Source organism: Sphingomonas sp. 320_CC (assembly GCF_059691795.1).
Genome location: NZ_JCAWAE010000003.1, coordinates 73,718 through 91,488, shown reverse-complemented (window position 1 = coordinate 91,488; position 17,771 = coordinate 73,718). Strand labels below are relative to the sequence as shown.

The following is a 17,771-nucleotide window of genomic DNA, read 5'->3' as shown; positions in this document are numbered from 1 at the left end:
CAGGAACGCCGAAACTGGTGGCTCGGAATCCTGACTTTCGTCAGGATGGCGACTTGGGGGAATGGTATGGCTAGGCAACCGGCGGTCTATATCATGGCGAGCTGGCGCAACGGAACGCTGTACGTCGGCGTGACGTCCAACCTGATGGCACGGATCGTTCAGCACCGCGAGGGGACATTCGATGGTTTCTCAAAACGATACGGCGTGAACCAACTGGTGTGGTTCGCGATGGCCGACACGATGGAAGCCGCCATTACCCGCGAGAAGCAGCTCAAGGTCTGGAAGCGCTCCTGGAAGATCGAATTGATTGAAACCCACAATCCCACCTGGCGCGATCTGGCCGAAGACTGGGGTTTCGATCCCCTCCCGTCATCCTGACGAAAGTCAGGATCCAGAGCCACGGGCGTAGCGCCTCGTAACTCTGGATCCTGGATCAAGTCCAGGATGACGGGATGGGAGGGCACCACCCTACTCACCCCATCGTCGGGATAACGAACGCGTCGTTATTCCGCGCCGGACCGCCATCCTCGGCCATCGCCGGCAGCGCAGACCCATCCGGCCAGCGCTGCGTGATCGTCTTGACCTTGGTCCAGAACTTCACGCCTTCCATCCCGTGCTGGTTGGTGTCGCCGAACGCCGAGCGCTTCCACCCGCCGAACGTGTGATACGCCACCGGCACCGGGATCGGCACGTTGATGCCGACCATCCCGACGTTCACCCGCGCCGCGAACTCGCGCGCCGCGTGCCCGTTGCGGGTGAAGATCGCGACGCCGTTGCCGTATTGATGCTCGCTCGGCAGGCGCACGGCCTCCTCGAAATCGGCGGCGCGGACGATCTGGAGCACCGGCCCGAAGATCTCCTCCTTGTACGCCGACATCTCCGTCGTCACATGGTCGAACAGCGACGGCCCGATGAAGAAGCCCTTCTCATGCCCCTGCAACGCGAACCCGCGCCCGTCGACGACCAGTTCCGCGCCCTCGTCGACTCCGGTCTGGATCCAGTTCTCGATGCGGGTGCGATGTGCCGCGTTCACCACCGGCCCGTAATGCGCGTCGTTGTCCGTCGACACACCAACCCGCAAAGCAGCGATCGCCGGGATCAGCTTCTCGCGGAGGGCAATCGCGGTCTTCTCGCCCACCGGCACCACCACCGGCAGCGCCATGCAACGCTCGCCGGCCGAGCCAAACGCCGCGCCCGACAGGTCCGCGACGACCTGGTCGAGGTCAGCGTCGGGCATGACGATGCCGTGGTTCTTCGCGCCGCCCATGGCCTGGACGCGCTTGCCCGCCTCGACGCCGCGGCGGTACACGTAATGCGCGATGTCGGACGATCCGACGAAGCTGACCGCCGAGATCGCCGGATGATCGAGGATCGCGTCGACCATTTCCTTGTCGCCGTGGACGACCTGAAAGATGCCCTCGGGCAGCCCCGCCTCGACGAACAATTCGCCCAACCGCACCGGCACCGATGGATCACGCTCGGACGGCTTGAGGATGAAAGCGTTGCCGGTGGCGATCGCGACGCCCGACATCCACAGCGGGATCATTGCCGGGAAGTTGAACGGCGTAATGCCCGCACCGATGCCAAGCGGCTGGCGCATCGAATAGACGTCGATCCCCGGCCCGGCGCCCTGCGTATATTCGCCCTTCAGGATGTGCGGGATGCCGCAGCAGAACTCGATCACCTCGAGCCCGCGCTGGATGTCGCCCTTCGAGTCCGCGATCACCTTGCCGTGCTCGGACGAGAGCAGCCGCGCGAGTTCGTCCATGTTCGCCTCGACGAGCCGCTTGAACTCGAACATCACGCGAGCACGACGCTGCGGGTTGGTCGCCGCCCAGCCCGGCTGCGCCTTCTGCGCCGCAGCGACCGCACGGTCCAGATCGGTCGCGCCGGACAGCCGCACGCGCGCCTGCACCTCGCCCGAATTCGGGTCGAATACATCACCGAAGCGCTCGGCCGTGCTGGCCGCACCGCTAACGAAATTCTCGATAGTCCGCATGGCATCCTCTTCTTGTTGCACGCACCGTCGGGCATAAGCGTTTCGCAGCCAAGCGGGGTTGTTTGCAGAATCGCTCTGCGAATATGCAGCATAGGGTGAGGCGTTCATGGATTGGGACGACGTCCGGTATTTCCTCGCTCTGGCGCGCACGCACCGGCTTGGGCCAGCGGCAAAACTGCTGGGACAGGACGCGACGACGGTGTCGCGGCGGCTGCAACGGCTGGAGCGACGACTCCAGACGACGTTGTTCGAACAGACGGTCGCCGGATACGCGCTGACCGAACGCGGTGCGGCGTTGCTCGACCATGCGGAGACGATGGAAGCGTCCGCGCTCGGTATCCAGGAGGTCGTCGGCAACGATGCAGGCGTGCTCGCCGGCCCGATCCGGCTGAGCGTGTCCGAAGGGTTCGGCAGCCGCATCCTTGCGCCGCGGCTTGCGTCGTTCACCAACCAGCATCCTCGGATCGCGATCGATCTGATCGCGTCGACCGGTTTCCTCAATCCCTCACGGCGAGAGGCGGATATCGCGGTAATGCTCGCGCGGCCGAAGAGTGGCCCGTTGGTGGCGCGGAAGCTGACGGACTATCACCTCGGGCTCTACGCGCATCCCGATCACCTCGCACGGTCGGGACCGATCGCGACCACTGCAGACCTGATGCGGCACCGCCTGATCGGCTACGTACCGGACATGATCTACGCGCCCGAACTCCGCTATCTCGCGGAGATCGACGGGCGCCTGGATGCGTCGATCCGCAGTTCGAGCATCGTCGCGCAGGCCGAGCTTATCGCCGCGGGCGCGGGATGCGGGATACTTCCGTGCTTCATCGGTGACCAAATGCCGGGACTGGTGCGCGTGCTGCCCGAAGCGGTCGACATCCAGCGCTCGTTCTGGCTCGTCGTCCACCGCGACGTCCGCCGGATCGCGCGGATCGACCGGTTCATCGCCTGGCTGGACGTCACAATCGGCGACCTGAAGCCGCTGATGCTGGGCGCGTCCTCCCCGCCGATTGCCGCCCCCGAGTGACGCCCGTATAGATCGATGTTGCATGGCAGCATCGCCGGGCCTGGAGCAGCGCGTTGATCCCCAAACTCTATCACCAGATGATCGACGCGATCGGCGACGGCACCGGCCTTCCCGATATCATCCTCCATATTCATGCGGGCATGGCGCTGCTGATGATTGCCCGGCTGATCACGCGGCGGTCATTCGGGACGTTCATTCCATGGTGGGTGGTCGTCGCGGGCGAGGCGTTCAACGAGATCATGGACCGATTAAATTTCGGCTCTTGGCGTTGGGAGGATACCTCGCTGGACATCATCAACACGTTGCTGTGGCCGACGGTGATCTGCCTTGGGGTGCGGTTGCGGCCGATGATCGCGCAGCGGGTTACGATCAAGACGGGTGAGGTGGAGACCGGGCCGGATGCTGTTGTCCCGGTAGAAGGCGCTCTCGTCGAGACCAACCACTAACCCCAACCCCTCCCTGGAAGGGAGGGGTTGGGGTGGGTCGGCCGATTGGCCGGCGCTGTGGATCCCAAGCAGCCTACCCACCCCTAGCCCCTCCCTTTCCAGGGAGGGGAACGCGTCGTGGTCGTGATTGAGTTCAGCCCAGCGCGATGTAACGCTGCAGATGATAATCCTCATCACCCAACTGGTGGTCGATCATCACCAGCCGCTTGGCGTAGTGCGACACCGCATATTCCCACGTCATGCCGATCCCACCGTGAAGCTGGATCGTCTCCTCCGCGACCAATGCCCCAGTCCGCCCGATCGTATATTTCGCCGCCGCCAGCGCCCGCTCGCGCGCCTTCGCATCATCGCCATCGAACGCCGACGCCGCGTTGATGACCGCCGAATGCGCTTGCTCGATTTCCAGCAACACCGTCGCCATCCGATGCTGGAGCGCCTGGAACTTGCCGATCGGCACGCCGAACTGTTTTCGGTCGCGGAGGTAACCGAGCGTCGCCTCCTTGACGAACTCCATCGCGCCGACAGCTTCGGCCGAAAGCGCGAGCAACCCCGCGCCGACCGCCGCATCGACGATCGCCTGCCCCTGCCCTTCGCCACCAACGCGCGCATCCGCGCCGACAATAACGTTCTCGAACGTTACATCACCAGCCGCGCCGCCTTCGACAACGTTGAAGCTGCGCACCGATATCCCGGCCGTATCCGCCGGTACGAGCAATACGAGCGGATCGCCATCCTGCTCGACCGTCACGACGAACACCGATGCCGCACCCGCCTGCGACACGACTGCTTTCGTCCCGCTCAGCATCCAGCCATCGCCACTCTCCGTCGCAGTCACCGGCGTCGCGCCGTCGTCGTACGCGAACGCGGCGATCGTCTCGCCGGACACGATTCCAGCGAGCGTCTCGTCATGCCCGCCGGCCTTCGCCAGCGCACGCCCCGCCATCAGCGCGCCCAGGAACGGCTCGACCACCAGCGCGCGGCCGAGTGCCTCGAACACCACCATGATGTCGAACCCGCTGCCGCCGAAGCCGCCCGCCGCCTCGTCGAACAGCGCGGAGACGATACCAAGTTCGCTCAACTGCTGCCAGACCGCCGGGTCATACCCCGTGTCGCCATACGCGCCCGCGTTGCGCGTCTCGATCGGATAGCCGTCGCGCAACGCCCGCACGAGCGTGTCGGCGAGCATGCGGCGGTCGTCGGTGTGTTCGAAGTTCATGGTATCAGAGACCCAGGATGGCTTTGGAGATGATGTTCTTCTGGATCTCGTTCGACCCGCCGAAGATCGACAGTTTGCGGTTGTTGAAATAGCTCGGCGCCGCCATCGCCGCGTCCTCCGGGCCGACATCCTCGCCATTCCACCCGGCCTCCAGAGCTTCGGGTATGTAGGGCGCCGCGTACGATCCATAGGCGCGACGCGTCAGCGACGTGATCTCCTGCCGGATCTCGGTGCCCTTGATCTTGAGCATCGAGCTCTCCGCACCCGGCGCACCGCCACCAGCGACCGCCGCGAGCACGCGGAGGTTGGTCGTCTGCATGTTGGCCAGATCGATCTCGACCCGCGCCATCCTTGCCGCGAACAACGGATCATCCGCCAGCGAACGCCCGCCTTTCTTCTGCATCTGCGCGACTTCCTTCAGCCGCTCGAACGACGCGATCGAGAAGCCGACGCCGGCGATGTTGGTGCGCTCATAGGTCAGCAGATACTTTGCGTAGGTCCAGCCTAGATTCTCTTCGCCGACGAGGTTGGCGACGGGCACCTCGACATCGGTGAAGAACACCTCGTTCACCTCCTGCTCGCCGTCGATCAGCGTAATCGGGCGGACCTCGATGCCCGGCGACTTCATGTCGATCAGCAGGAAAGAGATGCCCTCCTGCTTCTTCGCGGTCGCGTCGGTACGGACGAGGCAGAAGATCATGTCGGCATGCTGGCCGAGCGTCGTCCAGGTTTTCTGGCCGTTTACGACATAGACGTCGCCCTTCCGGACCGCGGTGGTCTTGAGGCCCGCGAGATCGGACCCGGCGCCCGGCTCCGAATACCCCTGGCACCACCAGTCGGAGCCATCGAGGATCCGCGGCAGCCACTGCTTCTTCTGCTCTTCGGAACCGAATTTGATCAGCACCGGTCCGAGCATGTTGACGCCGAACGGCACCACGCGGGGCGCGTGCGCGAGCGCGGACTCATTGTCGAAGATGAAGCGCTGGATCATGCTCCAGCCGGGGCCGCCCCATTCCTCGGGCCAGTGGTTCGCCAGCCAACCGCGTTCGTTGAGGATCGCGTGCCATTCCTCCATGTCCGACTTGCGCAGCCGCTTACCCTCGCGAACCAGCGTCGAGAGGCGCGCGGGCAGTTTGTCGCGGAAGAAGCTGCGGACTTCCTCGCGAAAGGCTTCTTCCTCGGGCGTGAAGCTGAGATCCATGGCCATGTGACTCCTGATGTTGGAGCCTGTGTGCCACAGTCGATCGTAGAATTGAAGGACCGGTATGGTCCGAAACGAAGAAAACGCGGCGCCGAACGACGCAGGTTAATCCAGACGGTATCCGACGTCTTTCCCCTCCCTGAAACGGAGGGGTCGGGGGTGGGTAGGCCGCTCGAACCACGCGCGTTCGACCATGCGGAAGCCGACCCACCCCCAGCCCCTCCCTTCCAGGGAGGGGGGAAAACGTCAAAACCGGTAGCTGATCCAGCCAGCCAGGAAGTCAGAGTTCTTGTATCCCGCGTTCGTCAGCGCAGGCCCGGCGATCAGATGCTCGTAGCGCCCGGTGAAGGACAGCCGCGAGGTGAACGGGTACACCGCCTGGAACCGCAGCGTATCGGCGATCTTCTTGCCCCCGAAATTCTGCGTGCCTGCAAACGCCGAGCCGTTCGCGCGGTACACCGCATCGCTCGTCGTATCGCGCCACGAGCGCTGATATTCCGCGGTCAGCCGCAGCTTGTCGAACACGCTGAACGTCACGTTCGGCGCCAGCGCGACCAGGTTGGTCGGCGTCGCGAACAGCTGATAGCTGTAATAGATGTTGTTGCCGAACGGCGCCAACGAGTTGCGCAACGTGCCGTTACCGTACGCGCCGCCGCCGCTCGCATAATCGGCGTGGAAGCCGACGCGGGGCGCGGACTTGCCTTCGCCGAGCTTGTAGGTCTGCGCCAACAGGATCAGCCACGCCTTGATCGAGCGATTGTCGTACGAACCGCCCTGGTAATTGATCGTCCAGTCGAGATTGACCGGCCCGGCATCACCCCAGACGTGCAGGCCGTAGAAGTTGCGAACTTCGCGCGCATTGTCCGTGCCCCATACCGCCGCGCGGTTGCGCAGGCGCCAGAGGAACGGATCGACGTACAGCTTCGAGCCCCCGAACAGCGTCTCCGGCACGACGATGCCCGTCGAGATGCCCGAGAAGCGCCGCGCGCTCTCCGCATTGTCATCCTGTGTACCGCCATTGCCATACGCAGTCGGCTTGAAGTCGAACACGTCGGCGCGGACGCCGGCGGTGCGTGCCCAGGCGCGGAAGCCGTTGAAGCCGAAGAACAACGTGTTGTTGTCGCGCGGCACGACCAGCAGGTTGGGACCGTCCGCAAACGTCTGGCGGCCATAGCGCACGCCGACGTCGACATCGGCGACCGTCCCGGTCAGATCGACGAACGCCTGCTGCACCGCAAGCTTGTTGCGCAGGTTGGGCAATGCGGTGCCGAGATTTCGACCGTCCAAAGTACCGTGGGCCAACTCGCCGTAGAAGCGGAGATGCTCACCGACATGCAGATCGGCCCCTCCAAACAGGCGGAGAATGTCCTGCCGCTGTGCCTCGGCATCGCGCAGATTGGGGTTGGTCGTCTGGTTGACGCGCAACCGCGCCTCTCCCGACAGCGTCAGATAGACGTCGCCATCACCCGAGATCGAGATGAACTTCAGCTGGTCGACGATGTCCTTGCGCTTCTTCGGATCGCGCAGCTTCGACCAGTCCTCCGCCCAGCGCGACTGGTTGTAACCACCCGCCGTCACGCCGTCACCGATCGCGGCATTGGGATAGCTCTCGGCGATCGGCGAGGCCTCGGCGATGCTCGACACGTCCTTGGCGCCGGCATTCGCCTGTCGCGAGGGCGGCGCTTCGGCCTGCGCCATGGCCGCGCTCGAAAAGGCCAGGGTCGAAAGTGCGGACGCGGCAAAGCCGGCCGCATACGCCATGCGGCGGATCGTCATCGAGGTCATAAGCAAATATCCGGTACAGGACGCGGGACCGGCGAACCGGCCCCGTACGCGTCAGTGGGCGGTAGCAGCGGCGGGGATCGCCGCCGGCACGAACTCGGGGAGCTTGCCCGACAAGGCGGCATCGAGCTTGTCGCGGTCGAGACCGCCTTCCCAACGGGCGACGACGATCGTCGCGACCGCGTTGCCGATGAAGTTGGTGAGGCTGCGGCACTCGCTCATGAAGCGGTCGACGCCAAGGATCAGCGCCATGCCCGCGATCGGCACCGTCGGCACGATCGACAACGTCGCGGCCAAGGTGATGAAGCCCGCGCCGGTGACGCCCGCCGCACCCTTCGAAGAGATCATCGCGACGACCAGCAACAGCAGTTCCTGGCCAAGCGTCAGGTGCGTGTTGGTCGCCTGCGCGATGAACAGCGCCGCCAGCGTCATGTAGATGTTGGTGCCGTCGAGATTGAACGAATAGCCGGTCGGCACGACCAGCCCGACGACCGACTTCTCGCAGCCTGCCGCTTCCATCTTCTGGATCAGGTTCGGCAGCGCGGCTTCCGACGACGAGGTGCCGAGGACCAGCAGCAGTTCCGCCTTCAGATAACGGATCAGCTTGAAGATCGAGAAGCCGGTCAGCCGTGCGACGGTGCCGAGGATGACGATCACGAACAGCGCCGCGGTCAGATAGAAGGTCGCGACCAGCGCGCCGAGATTGGCGAGGCTGCCGATCCCGTACTTCCCGATCGTGAACGCGATCGCACCGAACGCGCCGAGCGGGGCCGCGCGCATCAGGATGCCGACCAGCTTGAAGACGATCAGGCTGAGCCGCTCGAGGAAGTTCAGCACTGGCTTGGCAGGCTCGCCGACCAGGCTCAGCGAGATGCCGAACAGGATCGCGACGAGTAGGATCTGGAGGATGTTGCCCTCGGTGAACGCGCTGACCATCGTGTCCGGGATGATGCTCATCAGGAACCCGGTGATCGTCGTCTCGTGCGCCTTCACGGTGTAGTCGGCGATGCCCTTGGTATCGAGCGTGGCGGCGTCGATGTTCATCCCCGCGCCCGGCTGGACGACGTTGGCGACGATCAGACCGACGATCAGCGCCAGCGTCGAGAAGAACAGGAAGTAGGCGAACGCCTTGCCCGCGACGCGGCCGACCGAGCCGAGCTCCTTCATCCCGGCGATACCGGTGACGAGCGTCAGGAAGATCACCGGTGCGATGATCATCTTCACCAGCTTGATGAACGCATCGCCGAGCGGCTTCAGCGCCGCGCCATAGGTCGGATAGAAATGCCCGAGCGCCGCGCCGAGCGCGATCGCGATCAGGACCTGGATATAGAGCTGGCCGCTCCAGCGCTTCCGTGCGGGCGTTTCCGCGACGCCATATGTCTGAGTGGGTAGGGTCAACATCGCCTCCTGGTATTCTCGTCCACTCACGCGGGACGTTATGTGCGACGGTAATGCCGGGCCGGACCGGGGACTACAAGACCAGCCCCTTCATCGCTTAGAACGTTGGTTTTCAGCCATTTACCAGCATACCCATTGTTCGGACGTGTGGAAATCGCCGCGTTTCACCAATGGCGCGGCCAGTGCGTGTGTGATAATCCGCACAAAATGACGCGACTCCGATCTTCCCTTTTCATCACGGCGTTGACGGTGCTGATGGCGTTCGCGGCGCTTGGCACGATCGTCGCGGGAGTCGCCTCGATCTACGGCCAGCGCGCCGCTCAAGACGCGCGCGCAGGCGTTCGGATGCGCGCGGTCCAGCAGACGCGGAGCAACCTTCGCCTGCTCGAAGCCGAGTTGCAGACCTATCGCCTGCTACCGATCATGCTCGGCGAATATCCCGACGTCCGCGCGGCGCTGGCCTCGGGCAAGGTCGACCCGGCGCTCAACACCAAGCTCGCGCTGCTGGCGGAACGCACCGGCGCCCCGGTGATCTACGCACTCGACACGCAGGGCATGGCGATCGCCGCCTCGAATGCCGGGCGCCCCGACAGCTTCCTCGGCCACGACTACCGGTTCCGCGACTATTTCACCAAGGCGATGGTGTCGGGCGCGACCGAGTTCTTCGCGCTCGGCAGCGTCAGCGGGCGGCCGGGCCTGTACCTGTCGCGACGGATCGACCGCGCCGGTCGACCGCTCGGCGTGGTCGTGGTCAAGGTCGAGTTCGAGAAGATCGCGCGCGCGTGGATCCAGGACCGGATGGCGACCTTCGTCACCGATCCCGACGGCGTCATCCTGATCTCCAGCGATCCGAAGCTCGAATTTCGGACCACCCGCCCACTCTCGCCTTCGCGCCGCGCCGAGCTGGTCGAGACGCGCCAGTTCGGGGCATCGCCATTGGCCCCCGCCCTACTCACCCTTGCCGAGGGGGTTTCGCGGCTGCCCGACGGATCGCCTGCGATCACGGTGTCGCTGCCCGTGCCGATCTCGGGCTGGCGGCTGGTGCATATGGAGCCGCTCGACGCCGCCCTGCGCACCGCCGCCGCCCGCACGCGCTGGGCCACCGCGATCGCCGCGATGCTGACGATCGCGGCGATGCTCGGCGCGTGGTGGCTGTACGAACGGCGCAAGCGCAACGTCGGCGCGCGCGCGGAACTGGAGGCCGAGGTCGCCCGCCGCACCGCCGAGCTCCGCGCCACCGCCGACCGCCTCCAGATCGAGGTCGAGCAGCGCGAAGCGTCCGACCAGCGCTTCCGCCAGGCGCGCGAGGAACTGGCGCACGCCAACCGCGTCGGCTCGATCGGCACGATCACCGCCAGCGTCGCGCACGAGATCAACCAGCCCGTCGCCGCGATCCGCACCTTCGCCGACAATGCCGCGGCCTTCCTCGACCGCGGCGAACCGGCACGCGCGGCAACCAATCTCCAGTTGATCGTCGACCTCACCAGCCGGATCGGCACGATCACCGCCGGGCTCAGGCGCTATGCCCGGCGTGGCGCAGGCTCGATCGGCCCCGTGGCGCTCGACGAGGCGATCGACGGCGTCCGCTTGCTGATCGGCGACCGCTTCCGCGCCAAGGGCGTGACGTTAGACCTCCCAACCGGCCCCGAGGCGCGCTTGACGGTGATCGCCGGCCGCGTCCGCCTGGAGCAGGTGCTGGTCAACCTCCTCCAGAACGCGCTCGACGCGGCCGCCGACCGCCGAGATGCCCGGGTGAGCGTCACCGTCGGTCGGAAAGGGCGCGACGTCGTGCTGACCGTCGCCGACAACGGTCCCGGCATCGAGGCCGACATCGCCGACCACCTCTTCACCCCGTTCGCGACGAGCAAGAAGGACGGCCTCGGGCTCGGTCTCGGCATCGCGCGCGACATCATGACCGAGTTCGGCGGCACGCTCGACCTCGTCCCCGCTCCAGAAGGCGCCATCTTCCGTATGATCCTGGTGAAGGCATGAGCGAGCAGGCCGTCTTGCTCGTCGACGACGACGACGTGTTGCGCGGGGCGCTGGAGCAATCGTTCGAACTCGCCGGGATCGCGGTGATCGCCGAGCGCGACCCGACCGTCGCGCTCGCCCGCGTGACCGCCGGGTTCGACGGCGCGGTGGTGTCCGACATCCGCATGCCGAAGATGGACGGGCTCGAACTCTTCCGCCGGATCGCCGCGATCGACCACGAGATCCCGGTGCTGCTGATGACCGGCCACGGCGACGTCGCGATGGCGGTCGCCGCGCTCAAGAACGGCGCGTTCGACTTCATCCCGAAGCCCTTCGCCACCGATCACCTGATCGCCGGAGCGCGCCGAGCGCTCGAAATGCGCCGCCTCGTGCTCGACAACCGCCGCCTCCGCGCCGCCGCCGAGGAAACAATCGGTGCCGAACCGCTGATCGGCGAGACACCGGTAATGGTCCGCCTGCGCGAGACGATGCGCCAGATCGCGCAGGCCGATATTGACGTGCTGGTCGAAGGCGAAACCGGCACCGGCAAGGAACTCGTCGCGGTCCTCCTCCACCGCTGGAGCAACCGCCGCTCCCGCCCCTTCGTCGCGGTCAACTGCGCCGCATTGCCCGAGGCGGTCGCCGAGATCGAGCTGTTCGGCCATGACGGCGACTCGCGCCTGCCCCGCACCGGCCGGATCGAAGCCTCGAATCGCGGCACGCTGTTCCTCGACGAGATCGAGAGCACACTCCCCGCATTCCAGGCGAAGCTGCTCCGCGTGCTGGAGGAGCGCGAGGTGATGCCGGTCGGCGGCGACCTGCCGCGTGCGCTCGACCTCCGCGTGATCGCCGCCGCCAAACCCGGCCTCGAACAGGCAGTCGACGAAGGGCGGTTCCGCGCCGACCTACTCTTCCGGCTCGACGCTGTTCGCCTCCGCATCCCGCCCTTGCGAGAACGCCGCGACGACATACCGCTGTTGTTCGGCCACCTGCTCCATCAGGCGGCAGAGCGGTTCGGCCGCGAGGTGCCGACGATCGACACCGCGACGCTTGCCTATCTCGGCCAGCACGACTGGCCCGGCAATGTCCGCGAACTCGACAACCTCGCGAAACGCCTAGTGCTGCGCGTCGAGGCCGAGGATGCGGCGGACGAAGACGGCATCCCCCTCCCCGCCCGCGTCGACAAGTTCGAGGAAGCGACGATCCGCGCCGTGCTCCAACAGGTCAGCGGCGACGTCCGCTCGGCCTTGGCCGCACTCGGCATTCCGCGAAAGACATTCTACGACAAGCTCAAGCGCCACGAGATCGACGTCGAGGCGTATCGCCCGACGAAGGGCTGATAGCGCTCAAGCGATGCCCAACCAGTCTTCCGTCATGCCGGGCTTGTTCCGGCATCCACGGTCCCGCACAGTCAACGGCCGATGAGTATGCGGAACGGTGGACCCCGGAACCAGTCCGGGGTGACGGATCGATCGGGCAAGACCTCTCAATCTAAGTCGGAATACCCGGCGGCGGCACTCTGCCCTGCCGCGTTACCACGAACTTCGCGAGCGGCGGCCCGATCAGCAACACCCCCAGAAACCGCAACACCTGCAACGCCATCACGAACGGCACGTCCACCGGGCTCGACGCAGCGATGATCGCGACCGAATCCATTCCTCCCGGGCTCGTAGCCAGATACGCGGTGACCGGATCGATCCCCCACCAGCGCGTCAACGCCGCCGCGATCCCGCCGCAGAACGCGATCAGCAACGCCACCGACAACAGGATCCGCGGCATCGCCTTGCCCGCCACCCGCAACGTATCGCGCGTGAACGACAGCCCGATCCGCCACCCCACCACCGCATAGCTGATCGCCAGCAGCCACTGCGGCAACACTGGCTGCGCAACGCCGGTGACGTTGAGCGCCGCCCCAGCGACCAGCGACCCGAGCAGCGCGCCGGCGGGAAGCTTCAGCACGACGCCAACGCTCGCACCGACACCGGCAATCGCGATCGTCCGCAGCACGGCGACCGGGTCTACAGAGGCGAACCACGTCGCCGCGACATGATGCCCGCTCCCACCGCCGACCATCACCGCCGCCAGCACCGACGCGACCACCGCCACGCTCACCACCCGCGTGTAGGTCATCACCGCGACCAGCCGCGAATCCGCGCCATAGGCCTGCGCCATCAACACCATCGCGCTCGCCGCGCCCGGCGTCGATCCCCACACCGCGACGGTCCCCGGAAGCACCTGCCACCGGCTCAGCAAGTATCCAAGCACGCTGCTCGCCGCGAGCGTGACGAAATTGACCATTAGGAAAACCGGCCAGTGATCCGCCACCGTCGCGACGATCCCGGTCGTGATCGACCCCGCGATCAGCGTCCCGACCGCCGCCTGTGCGCCGCGAAACGCAGACGTCGGCACGCTCAGCGACCATCCCCGCACCGCCAGCACGACCGCGGCGACCATCGGTCCGAGCAGCAACCCCGCAGGCAGCCCGGCCAGCTCCAGCAGCCCCGCGATCACCGCCGACAGCGCGATCAAGACGGCCCACCGCCAGATCATGGCTTGGTAGCGAACCAGATCGTGTGCCGCGCGCCGCCCTTCCGCGTAGCCCGCGCGATAACCTCGTCGACCGCGAAGCCCGCTTCGACAAGTCGCATGGCGAACGGCTTGCTTGGCGCAGAAGACCATACGGCGAGCACGCCGCCCAGTCGCAACGCCGCACGTGCTTGAGACAACCCGCGCGCGCCGTAAAGCCGGTCATTACCCGGCCGCGAAATCCCGTCGGGTCCGTTATCGACATCGAGCAGGATCGCGTCCCAATCACCCTCCGCGATCGCCGCGGCGACATCGCCCTCGACGATCCGCGTCCTCGGATCGGTCAGGCTGTCCCCGTGCAGCGCCGCCATCGGCCCGCGCGCCCATTCGATCACCGCCGGCACGATCTCCGCCACAACTACCTCCGCGTCAGGCCCAAGCCGAGCCAGCGCCGCGCGGAGGGTAAACCCCATCCCAAGCCCACCGATCAGCATCCGAACACCCGGCCGCCCACCGATTCGCTCGCAAGCCTGCTCCGCCAGCGCCTCTTCCGATCCGCTCAGCCGGCTGTTCATCAACTCGTTCACACCGAGCATGATCGAGAACTCGGCACCACGCTGGAGCAACCGGAGCTCACCCCCACCCGGCACCTGCGCCGTCCCAAGGAGTACGCGAGGGATCATGCCGACCAAGCCGCGATATCGTCCTGCTCGCCAATCAAGGCCAGCCCATGCGCGATCGACGTCAGTTCGCCGCCACTCATGATCGCGGCCTCGCCGAACCGCTCGACGAAGATCCGCCGGATGCGCGGGATCAGCGACGATCCACCGGTCAGGAACACCCGGTCGATCTCGCCGCCACCGACGTTCGCCACCTCCAAGGCCCGGTCGACCGCCGCCTCGATCCGCACGACGTCGTCGGCGATCCAGCCCTCGAACTGCGCGCGCGTCACGTCCGCCTCGATCTCCAGCCCCGCGCCCGCAAAGTGGAAATGCGCCTCCTCACCACTCGACAGCGCGCGCTTGAGCGACCCGACCGCATCATACAGCGGATAGCCAAGTTCGTTCTCGATCACCGCAATCATCCGCCCGATCGCGTCCGGATCGACCGCGGTCTTCTGCAACCGCTCCAGCTCGGTCATCGTCTTGCGGTTGCGCATCAACGCCAGCCGCGACCAGTCCGCGAAGTCGGCGAAATACGCGCGCGGGATCTCCAGTTCCTTGCCGAACGACTTGTACGCGCCGCCCTTGCCCAGCATCGGCAGCACCAGCCGGTCGAGGATCCGGTAATCGAACCGATCGCCCGCGATCCCGACGCCTGCGTGACCCAGCGGCGTACACCGCCGCGCCGCGCCCGGTTCGGCCACGCGCACCACCGAAAAGTCGCTCGTACCGCCACCGAAATCCGCCACCAGAATGGTCGCCGGCTCGGTCAGCCGCGTCGCGTAGCTGTACGCCGCACCGAGCGGTTCGTAGACGTAATGGATCTCCGCGCCGAAGCCCTTGAACATCGCGTCATACCGCGTCCGCGCGAGCGCCTCGTCAGGCCGCGCGCCGGCATATTCGACCGGCCGCCCGACCACGATCCGGTGCGGCCGCGTATCGAGCTTGCCGTCGGCGTGCGAAATCAACTTTTCGAGGAACAGCTGGCCCATCTCCTCGAAGCGATAACGCTTGTCGAAGACCGAGGCCTGCTCGAACGTCTTCATCGCCGCGACCGACTTGAACGACTGGATGAACCGGCTGTCGAGCGGGTACTCCATATATTCCGCGATCGCCCACGGCCCTGCATCCGACGCGAGCCCCTTGCCGCTGTCGTCCTGCCAGAAGCACAGCGCCGAACGGAATACCGGGCTCGTCTCCGCAGGGGCGGCGAACGTCACGAGTTCGGGCGTCCCGCCGCGCGTCCCCAGCGCCACGACGCTGTTGGTCGTGCCGAAATCCAGCCCCAAAGCGGGGCCGCCAGCGTCCGTCTGCATCGCGTCGTCCTTCAATGAACGCGCGCCTATGCCGATGCGGGGGCCGGGATGGCAACCCCGTGCGTGCTTCGGCGGACCAGTTGAGCGGGTTTGGTTGAGCCGCGATCCATGACTGGATGACCGCACACAGCGGAAGCCCGTTAAGAGTCGGTCTCCAGCGGTTTGCCCTTTTCCGAGCGAGCCGTTCGCCCAGATTTTATCGGGCACGCCTCTTTTCCCGCGGACGAAACAAGGCCGGTCCCTCGCAGCGTAACCAAACGCTAAGCTCTTGGGGATAAGCATGCGCGATGTTCGTATCGCTGACAGCGCGTATCACCGCGATCGGGCTCATAGTCCTCATCGCGTTGGCGTCTTTGGCGGGGCTCCTCGCCGATGCGTCGTATCAGGCCAGCCAGAGTGTTCACTGGGCCGCGCATTCCGCCGGGATCATCGAGACGACCGAGGCCGCGCTGGGCGATCTGCGCGAGGCCGAATCCGGCCAGCGTGGCTTCGTCATCACGCGCGATCCAGCCTATGCTCGGTCGTACGCCGAACGTGTGGATAGCGCTGCCCGAACCATCGCCCGAGTCGTTGAACAGACCGACGACAATCCGCTTCAGCATGCACGGGCGCAGGAAATCGCGTTGCTGATGAAGGAACGCTCCGCCTTTTTGCTGCAACCGTTGAATCTTGCCCGCCGGGGTGATTTTTCCGGCGCAGTCACGGTCATCGCGAGTGGCCGCGGCCGCGAACTGATGGATGCGATCAGCGTGCGCGCGCAGGGCTTTCTCGACGAGGAACGCGCGCTCCAGTCCACGCGGCAGGACGCGGCGGTTCAGCGGCTGGAAAGCGGCAAGAGACTGGCGATACTCGGCGCGATCGCCGTCGCCCTCGTCGTCGTCGGCAGCTTTGCACTGCTCGTTCGGGCGATCCGCCGCCCCCTGGCGACCATGATGCGAGCGATGACCGCGCTTGGCAGCGGCGAACAGGACGCCCGCATCGATACTGCGATGGGATCGCGCGAATTTACCCGCCTTGCCGTCGGCTACAATGCGATGGCCGACCGATTAAGGGGTGCCGTCGCAGACCAGGGCACCAGCGAGCGGCAATTGCAGATCGTCAACACCGAACTTGAGCAGAACACGAAGTCGCTTCGTGAACGCGGCGACGTGATCGAACTGCTCGGCGGCATGGCGCATCGCATGCAGGCCGCGCGCACCGACGACGAGTTGGCGCAGATCGTCCGAGTGTTCGTACCACAGGTGCTCCCCGACATCCCCGGCGCGCTGTACGCACACAACAACTCGCGCAATTGCCTTGCCCCCGTCGCGAGCTGGGGCGGCATCACCGTGCCGATCGAAGGCTTTGCGCCGGAGCGGTGCTGGGCGCTGCGTCGCGGCCAGAGCCACTCGGTCGAAGACCCCAGCCGAGAAATCGTCTGCGGGCATGTCGCGGAGAACGAGGTGTATCACTGCGAACCCCTGCTCGCGGGCGGCGAGGTCATCGGCGTGCTCTATCTCCAGGGCAGGATCGGAGCCGAGAACCGCTTCCGGATGAACGTGCTGACCGAGAACATCGCATCCGCGCTGGTCAACCACCGCTTGCAGCGATCGCTGCGCGAGCAGACGATCCGCGATCCGCTCACCAGCCTGTTCAATCGTCGCTACATGGAAGAAACGCTCAAGCTGGAGATCGCCCGATCCTCGCGCGCGGGAACTCCGCTCAGCCTCGTCATGTGCGACATCGATCATTTCAAGCGGTTCAACGACGAGTTCGGCCACGATGCCGGCGACTCTGTGCTGCAGATGGTCGCGGCGGAGATGCGCAGCCGGTTCCGCGACGGCGATGTCATCTGCCGCTTCGGCGGCGAGGAGTTCACGATCATCGCGCCGGGCACGACCGCGGAAGCGCTTGCCGGTCGTGTCGAGACCGTGCGACGCGCCATAGCGGAACTGGCCGTCCGACACGGCAACCGCACGCTGGGCTCGACTAGCATGTCGTTCGGCATCGCGACCTGGTCCGACGCCATGGACCGGGATGGCGCGACACTCATCCAGGCGGCGGACATGGCGTTGTATCAATCCAAGCGTGACGGCCGCAACCGCGCCACCATCAGCATGCTAGCGGCTTGATCCGGGTCGTTCGGACCGGTCCCGGCGCGCCGTCGACTGGAACAGCGTCGCATTGAGAACCGGATTGCCCGGATAGACGATCTCACCGGACTGAAGTCTCTCTCAGACCCCGCTCCGCT

The 17,771-nt window shown here is 65.9% G+C and carries 14 protein-coding genes; 6 read left to right on the top strand and 8 right to left on the bottom strand.

Going from position 1 to position 17,771, the window contains the following annotated elements; translation table 11 throughout:
- The first annotated feature begins 66 nt into the window (after nucleotides 1-66).
- A complete protein-coding gene (locus AC59GX_RS11950; RefSeq protein WP_426281861.1) occupies nucleotides 67-378 on the top strand; it encodes a GIY-YIG nuclease family protein in 312 nt (103 codons plus the stop codon).
- Between the two features lie 94 nt (nucleotides 379-472).
- Here AC59GX_RS11950 and AC59GX_RS11945 read toward each other — a convergent pair whose 3' ends face one another.
- A complete protein-coding gene (locus AC59GX_RS11945) occupies nucleotides 473-1,999 on the bottom strand; it encodes a CoA-acylating methylmalonate-semialdehyde dehydrogenase (protein ID WP_060527230.1) in 1,527 nt (508 codons plus the stop codon).
- A gap of 106 nt (nucleotides 2,000-2,105) precedes the next feature.
- Here AC59GX_RS11945 and AC59GX_RS11940 point away from each other — a divergent pair, with 106 nt between their 5' ends.
- Nucleotides 2,106-3,023, top strand: a complete 918-nt coding sequence (locus AC59GX_RS11940) for a LysR family transcriptional regulator (protein WP_426281739.1) — start codon at nucleotides 2,106-2,108, stop codon at nucleotides 3,021-3,023.
- Between the two features lie 77 nt (nucleotides 3,024-3,100).
- Nucleotides 3,101-3,469 (top strand): hypothetical protein, encoded by a 369-nt coding sequence (locus AC59GX_RS11935; RefSeq protein WP_426281742.1) that lies wholly within the window; start codon nucleotides 3,101-3,103, stop codon nucleotides 3,467-3,469.
- Nucleotides 3,470-3,602: 133 nt separating this feature from the next.
- Here AC59GX_RS11935 and AC59GX_RS11930 read toward each other — a convergent pair whose 3' ends face one another.
- The 4 genes from AC59GX_RS11930 to AC59GX_RS11915 all read right to left on the bottom strand — a co-directional run bounded on the left by AC59GX_RS11930 (nucleotide 3,603) and on the right by AC59GX_RS11915 (nucleotide 9,066).
- Entirely contained in the window at nucleotides 3,603-4,685 is a 1,083-nt protein-coding gene (locus AC59GX_RS11930) for an acyl-CoA dehydrogenase family protein (protein WP_426281743.1), read from the bottom strand.
- A gap of 4 nt (nucleotides 4,686-4,689) precedes the next feature.
- Complete coding sequence (locus AC59GX_RS11925) at nucleotides 4,690-5,886, bottom strand: acyl-CoA dehydrogenase family protein (protein WP_426281862.1); 1,197 nt, start codon at nucleotides 5,884-5,886, stop codon at nucleotides 4,690-4,692.
- Between the two features lie 246 nt (nucleotides 5,887-6,132).
- Nucleotides 6,133-7,671: an alginate export family protein gene (locus AC59GX_RS11920; RefSeq protein WP_426281744.1), complete on the bottom strand. Its 1,539-nt coding sequence runs from the start codon at nucleotides 7,669-7,671 to the stop codon at nucleotides 6,133-6,135.
- A 51-nt stretch (nucleotides 7,672-7,722) separates the two neighbouring features.
- Nucleotides 7,723-9,066, bottom strand: coding sequence for a dicarboxylate/amino acid:cation symporter (locus tag AC59GX_RS11915; RefSeq protein ID WP_435368639.1), 1,344 nt, complete (start codon nucleotides 9,064-9,066; stop codon nucleotides 7,723-7,725).
- Between the two features lie 207 nt (nucleotides 9,067-9,273).
- On the opposite strand from AC59GX_RS11915, the gene AC59GX_RS11910 reads away from it, so the two are divergent.
- Both AC59GX_RS11910 and AC59GX_RS11905 read left to right on the top strand, forming a co-directional pair.
- On the top strand, nucleotides 9,274-11,058 hold the full coding sequence (locus AC59GX_RS11910; protein WP_426281747.1) for a sensor histidine kinase: 1,785 nt from the start codon (nucleotides 9,274-9,276) through the stop codon (nucleotides 11,056-11,058).
- Complete coding sequence (locus AC59GX_RS11905) at nucleotides 11,055-12,377, top strand: sigma-54-dependent transcriptional regulator (protein WP_426281749.1); 1,323 nt, start codon at nucleotides 11,055-11,057, stop codon at nucleotides 12,375-12,377. Before AC59GX_RS11910 ends, AC59GX_RS11905 begins: the two co-directional genes overlap by 4 nt.
- Nucleotides 12,378-12,528: 151 nt before the next feature.
- Here the strand turns inward: AC59GX_RS11905 and AC59GX_RS11900 are convergent, their stop codons facing one another.
- Genes AC59GX_RS11900 through AC59GX_RS11890 form a run of 3 tightly spaced genes read right to left on the bottom strand, consistent with a single transcriptional unit; the run spans nucleotide 12,529 to nucleotide 15,541 of the window.
- The gene (locus AC59GX_RS11900) at nucleotides 12,529-13,587 is read right to left on the bottom strand and encodes an AbrB family transcriptional regulator (protein ID WP_426281751.1); all 1,059 of its coding nucleotides are present in this window, start codon (nucleotides 13,585-13,587) and stop codon (nucleotides 12,529-12,531) included.
- Nucleotides 13,584-14,246, bottom strand: a complete 663-nt coding sequence (locus AC59GX_RS11895; RefSeq protein WP_426281753.1) for a spermidine synthase — start codon at nucleotides 14,244-14,246, stop codon at nucleotides 13,584-13,586. Before AC59GX_RS11895 ends, AC59GX_RS11900 begins: the two co-directional genes overlap by 4 nt.
- On the bottom strand, nucleotides 14,243-15,541 hold the full coding sequence (locus AC59GX_RS11890) for an Hsp70 family protein (protein WP_426281755.1): 1,299 nt from the start codon (nucleotides 15,539-15,541) through the stop codon (nucleotides 14,243-14,245). The genes AC59GX_RS11895 and AC59GX_RS11890 overlap by 4 nt, the downstream gene beginning before the upstream one ends.
- A 287-nt stretch (nucleotides 15,542-15,828) precedes the next feature.
- Here AC59GX_RS11890 and AC59GX_RS11885 point away from each other — a divergent pair, with 287 nt between their 5' ends.
- Nucleotides 15,829-17,652 (top strand): diguanylate cyclase, encoded by a 1,824-nt coding sequence (locus tag AC59GX_RS11885; RefSeq protein WP_497301764.1) that lies wholly within the window; start codon nucleotides 15,829-15,831, stop codon nucleotides 17,650-17,652.
- The last annotated feature ends 119 nt before the right edge of the window (nucleotides 17,653-17,771 follow it).

Bases quoted from the DNA above. Each gene is read 5' to 3' on its own strand.
- AC59GX_RS11900 (WP_426281751.1), bottom strand. From the start codon at position 13,587: ATGATCTGGCGGTGGGCCGTCTTGATCGCGCTGTCGGCGGTGATCGCG.
- AC59GX_RS11910 (WP_426281747.1), top strand. From the start codon at position 9,274: ATGACGCGACTCCGATCTTCCCTTTTCATCACGGCGTTGACGGTGCTG.
- AC59GX_RS11930 (WP_426281743.1), bottom strand. From the start codon at position 4,685: ATGAACTTCGAACACACCGACGACCGCCGCATGCTCGCCGACACGCTC.
- AC59GX_RS11905 (WP_426281749.1), top strand. From the start codon at position 11,055: ATGAGCGAGCAGGCCGTCTTGCTCGTCGACGACGACGACGTGTTGCGC.
- AC59GX_RS11895 (WP_426281753.1), bottom strand. From the start codon at position 14,246: ATGATCCCTCGCGTACTCCTTGGGACGGCGCAGGTGCCGGGTGGGGGT.
- AC59GX_RS11925 (WP_426281862.1), bottom strand. From the start codon at position 5,886: ATGGATCTCAGCTTCACGCCCGAGGAAGAAGCCTTTCGCGAGGAAGTC.
- AC59GX_RS11885 (WP_497301764.1), top strand. From the start codon at position 15,829: ATGTTCGTATCGCTGACAGCGCGTATCACCGCGATCGGGCTCATAGTC.
- AC59GX_RS11890 (WP_426281755.1), bottom strand. From the start codon at position 15,541: ATGCAGACGGACGCTGGCGGCCCCGCTTTGGGGCTGGATTTCGGCACG.
- AC59GX_RS11940 (WP_426281739.1), top strand. From the start codon at position 2,106: ATGGATTGGGACGACGTCCGGTATTTCCTCGCTCTGGCGCGCACGCAC.
- AC59GX_RS11935 (WP_426281742.1), top strand. From the start codon at position 3,101: ATGATCGACGCGATCGGCGACGGCACCGGCCTTCCCGATATCATCCTC.
- AC59GX_RS11945 (WP_060527230.1), bottom strand. From the start codon at position 1,999: ATGCGGACTATCGAGAATTTCGTTAGCGGTGCGGCCAGCACGGCCGAG.
- AC59GX_RS11950 (WP_426281861.1), top strand. From the start codon at position 67: ATGGCTAGGCAACCGGCGGTCTATATCATGGCGAGCTGGCGCAACGGA.
- AC59GX_RS11920 (WP_426281744.1), bottom strand. From the start codon at position 7,671: ATGACCTCGATGACGATCCGCCGCATGGCGTATGCGGCCGGCTTTGCC.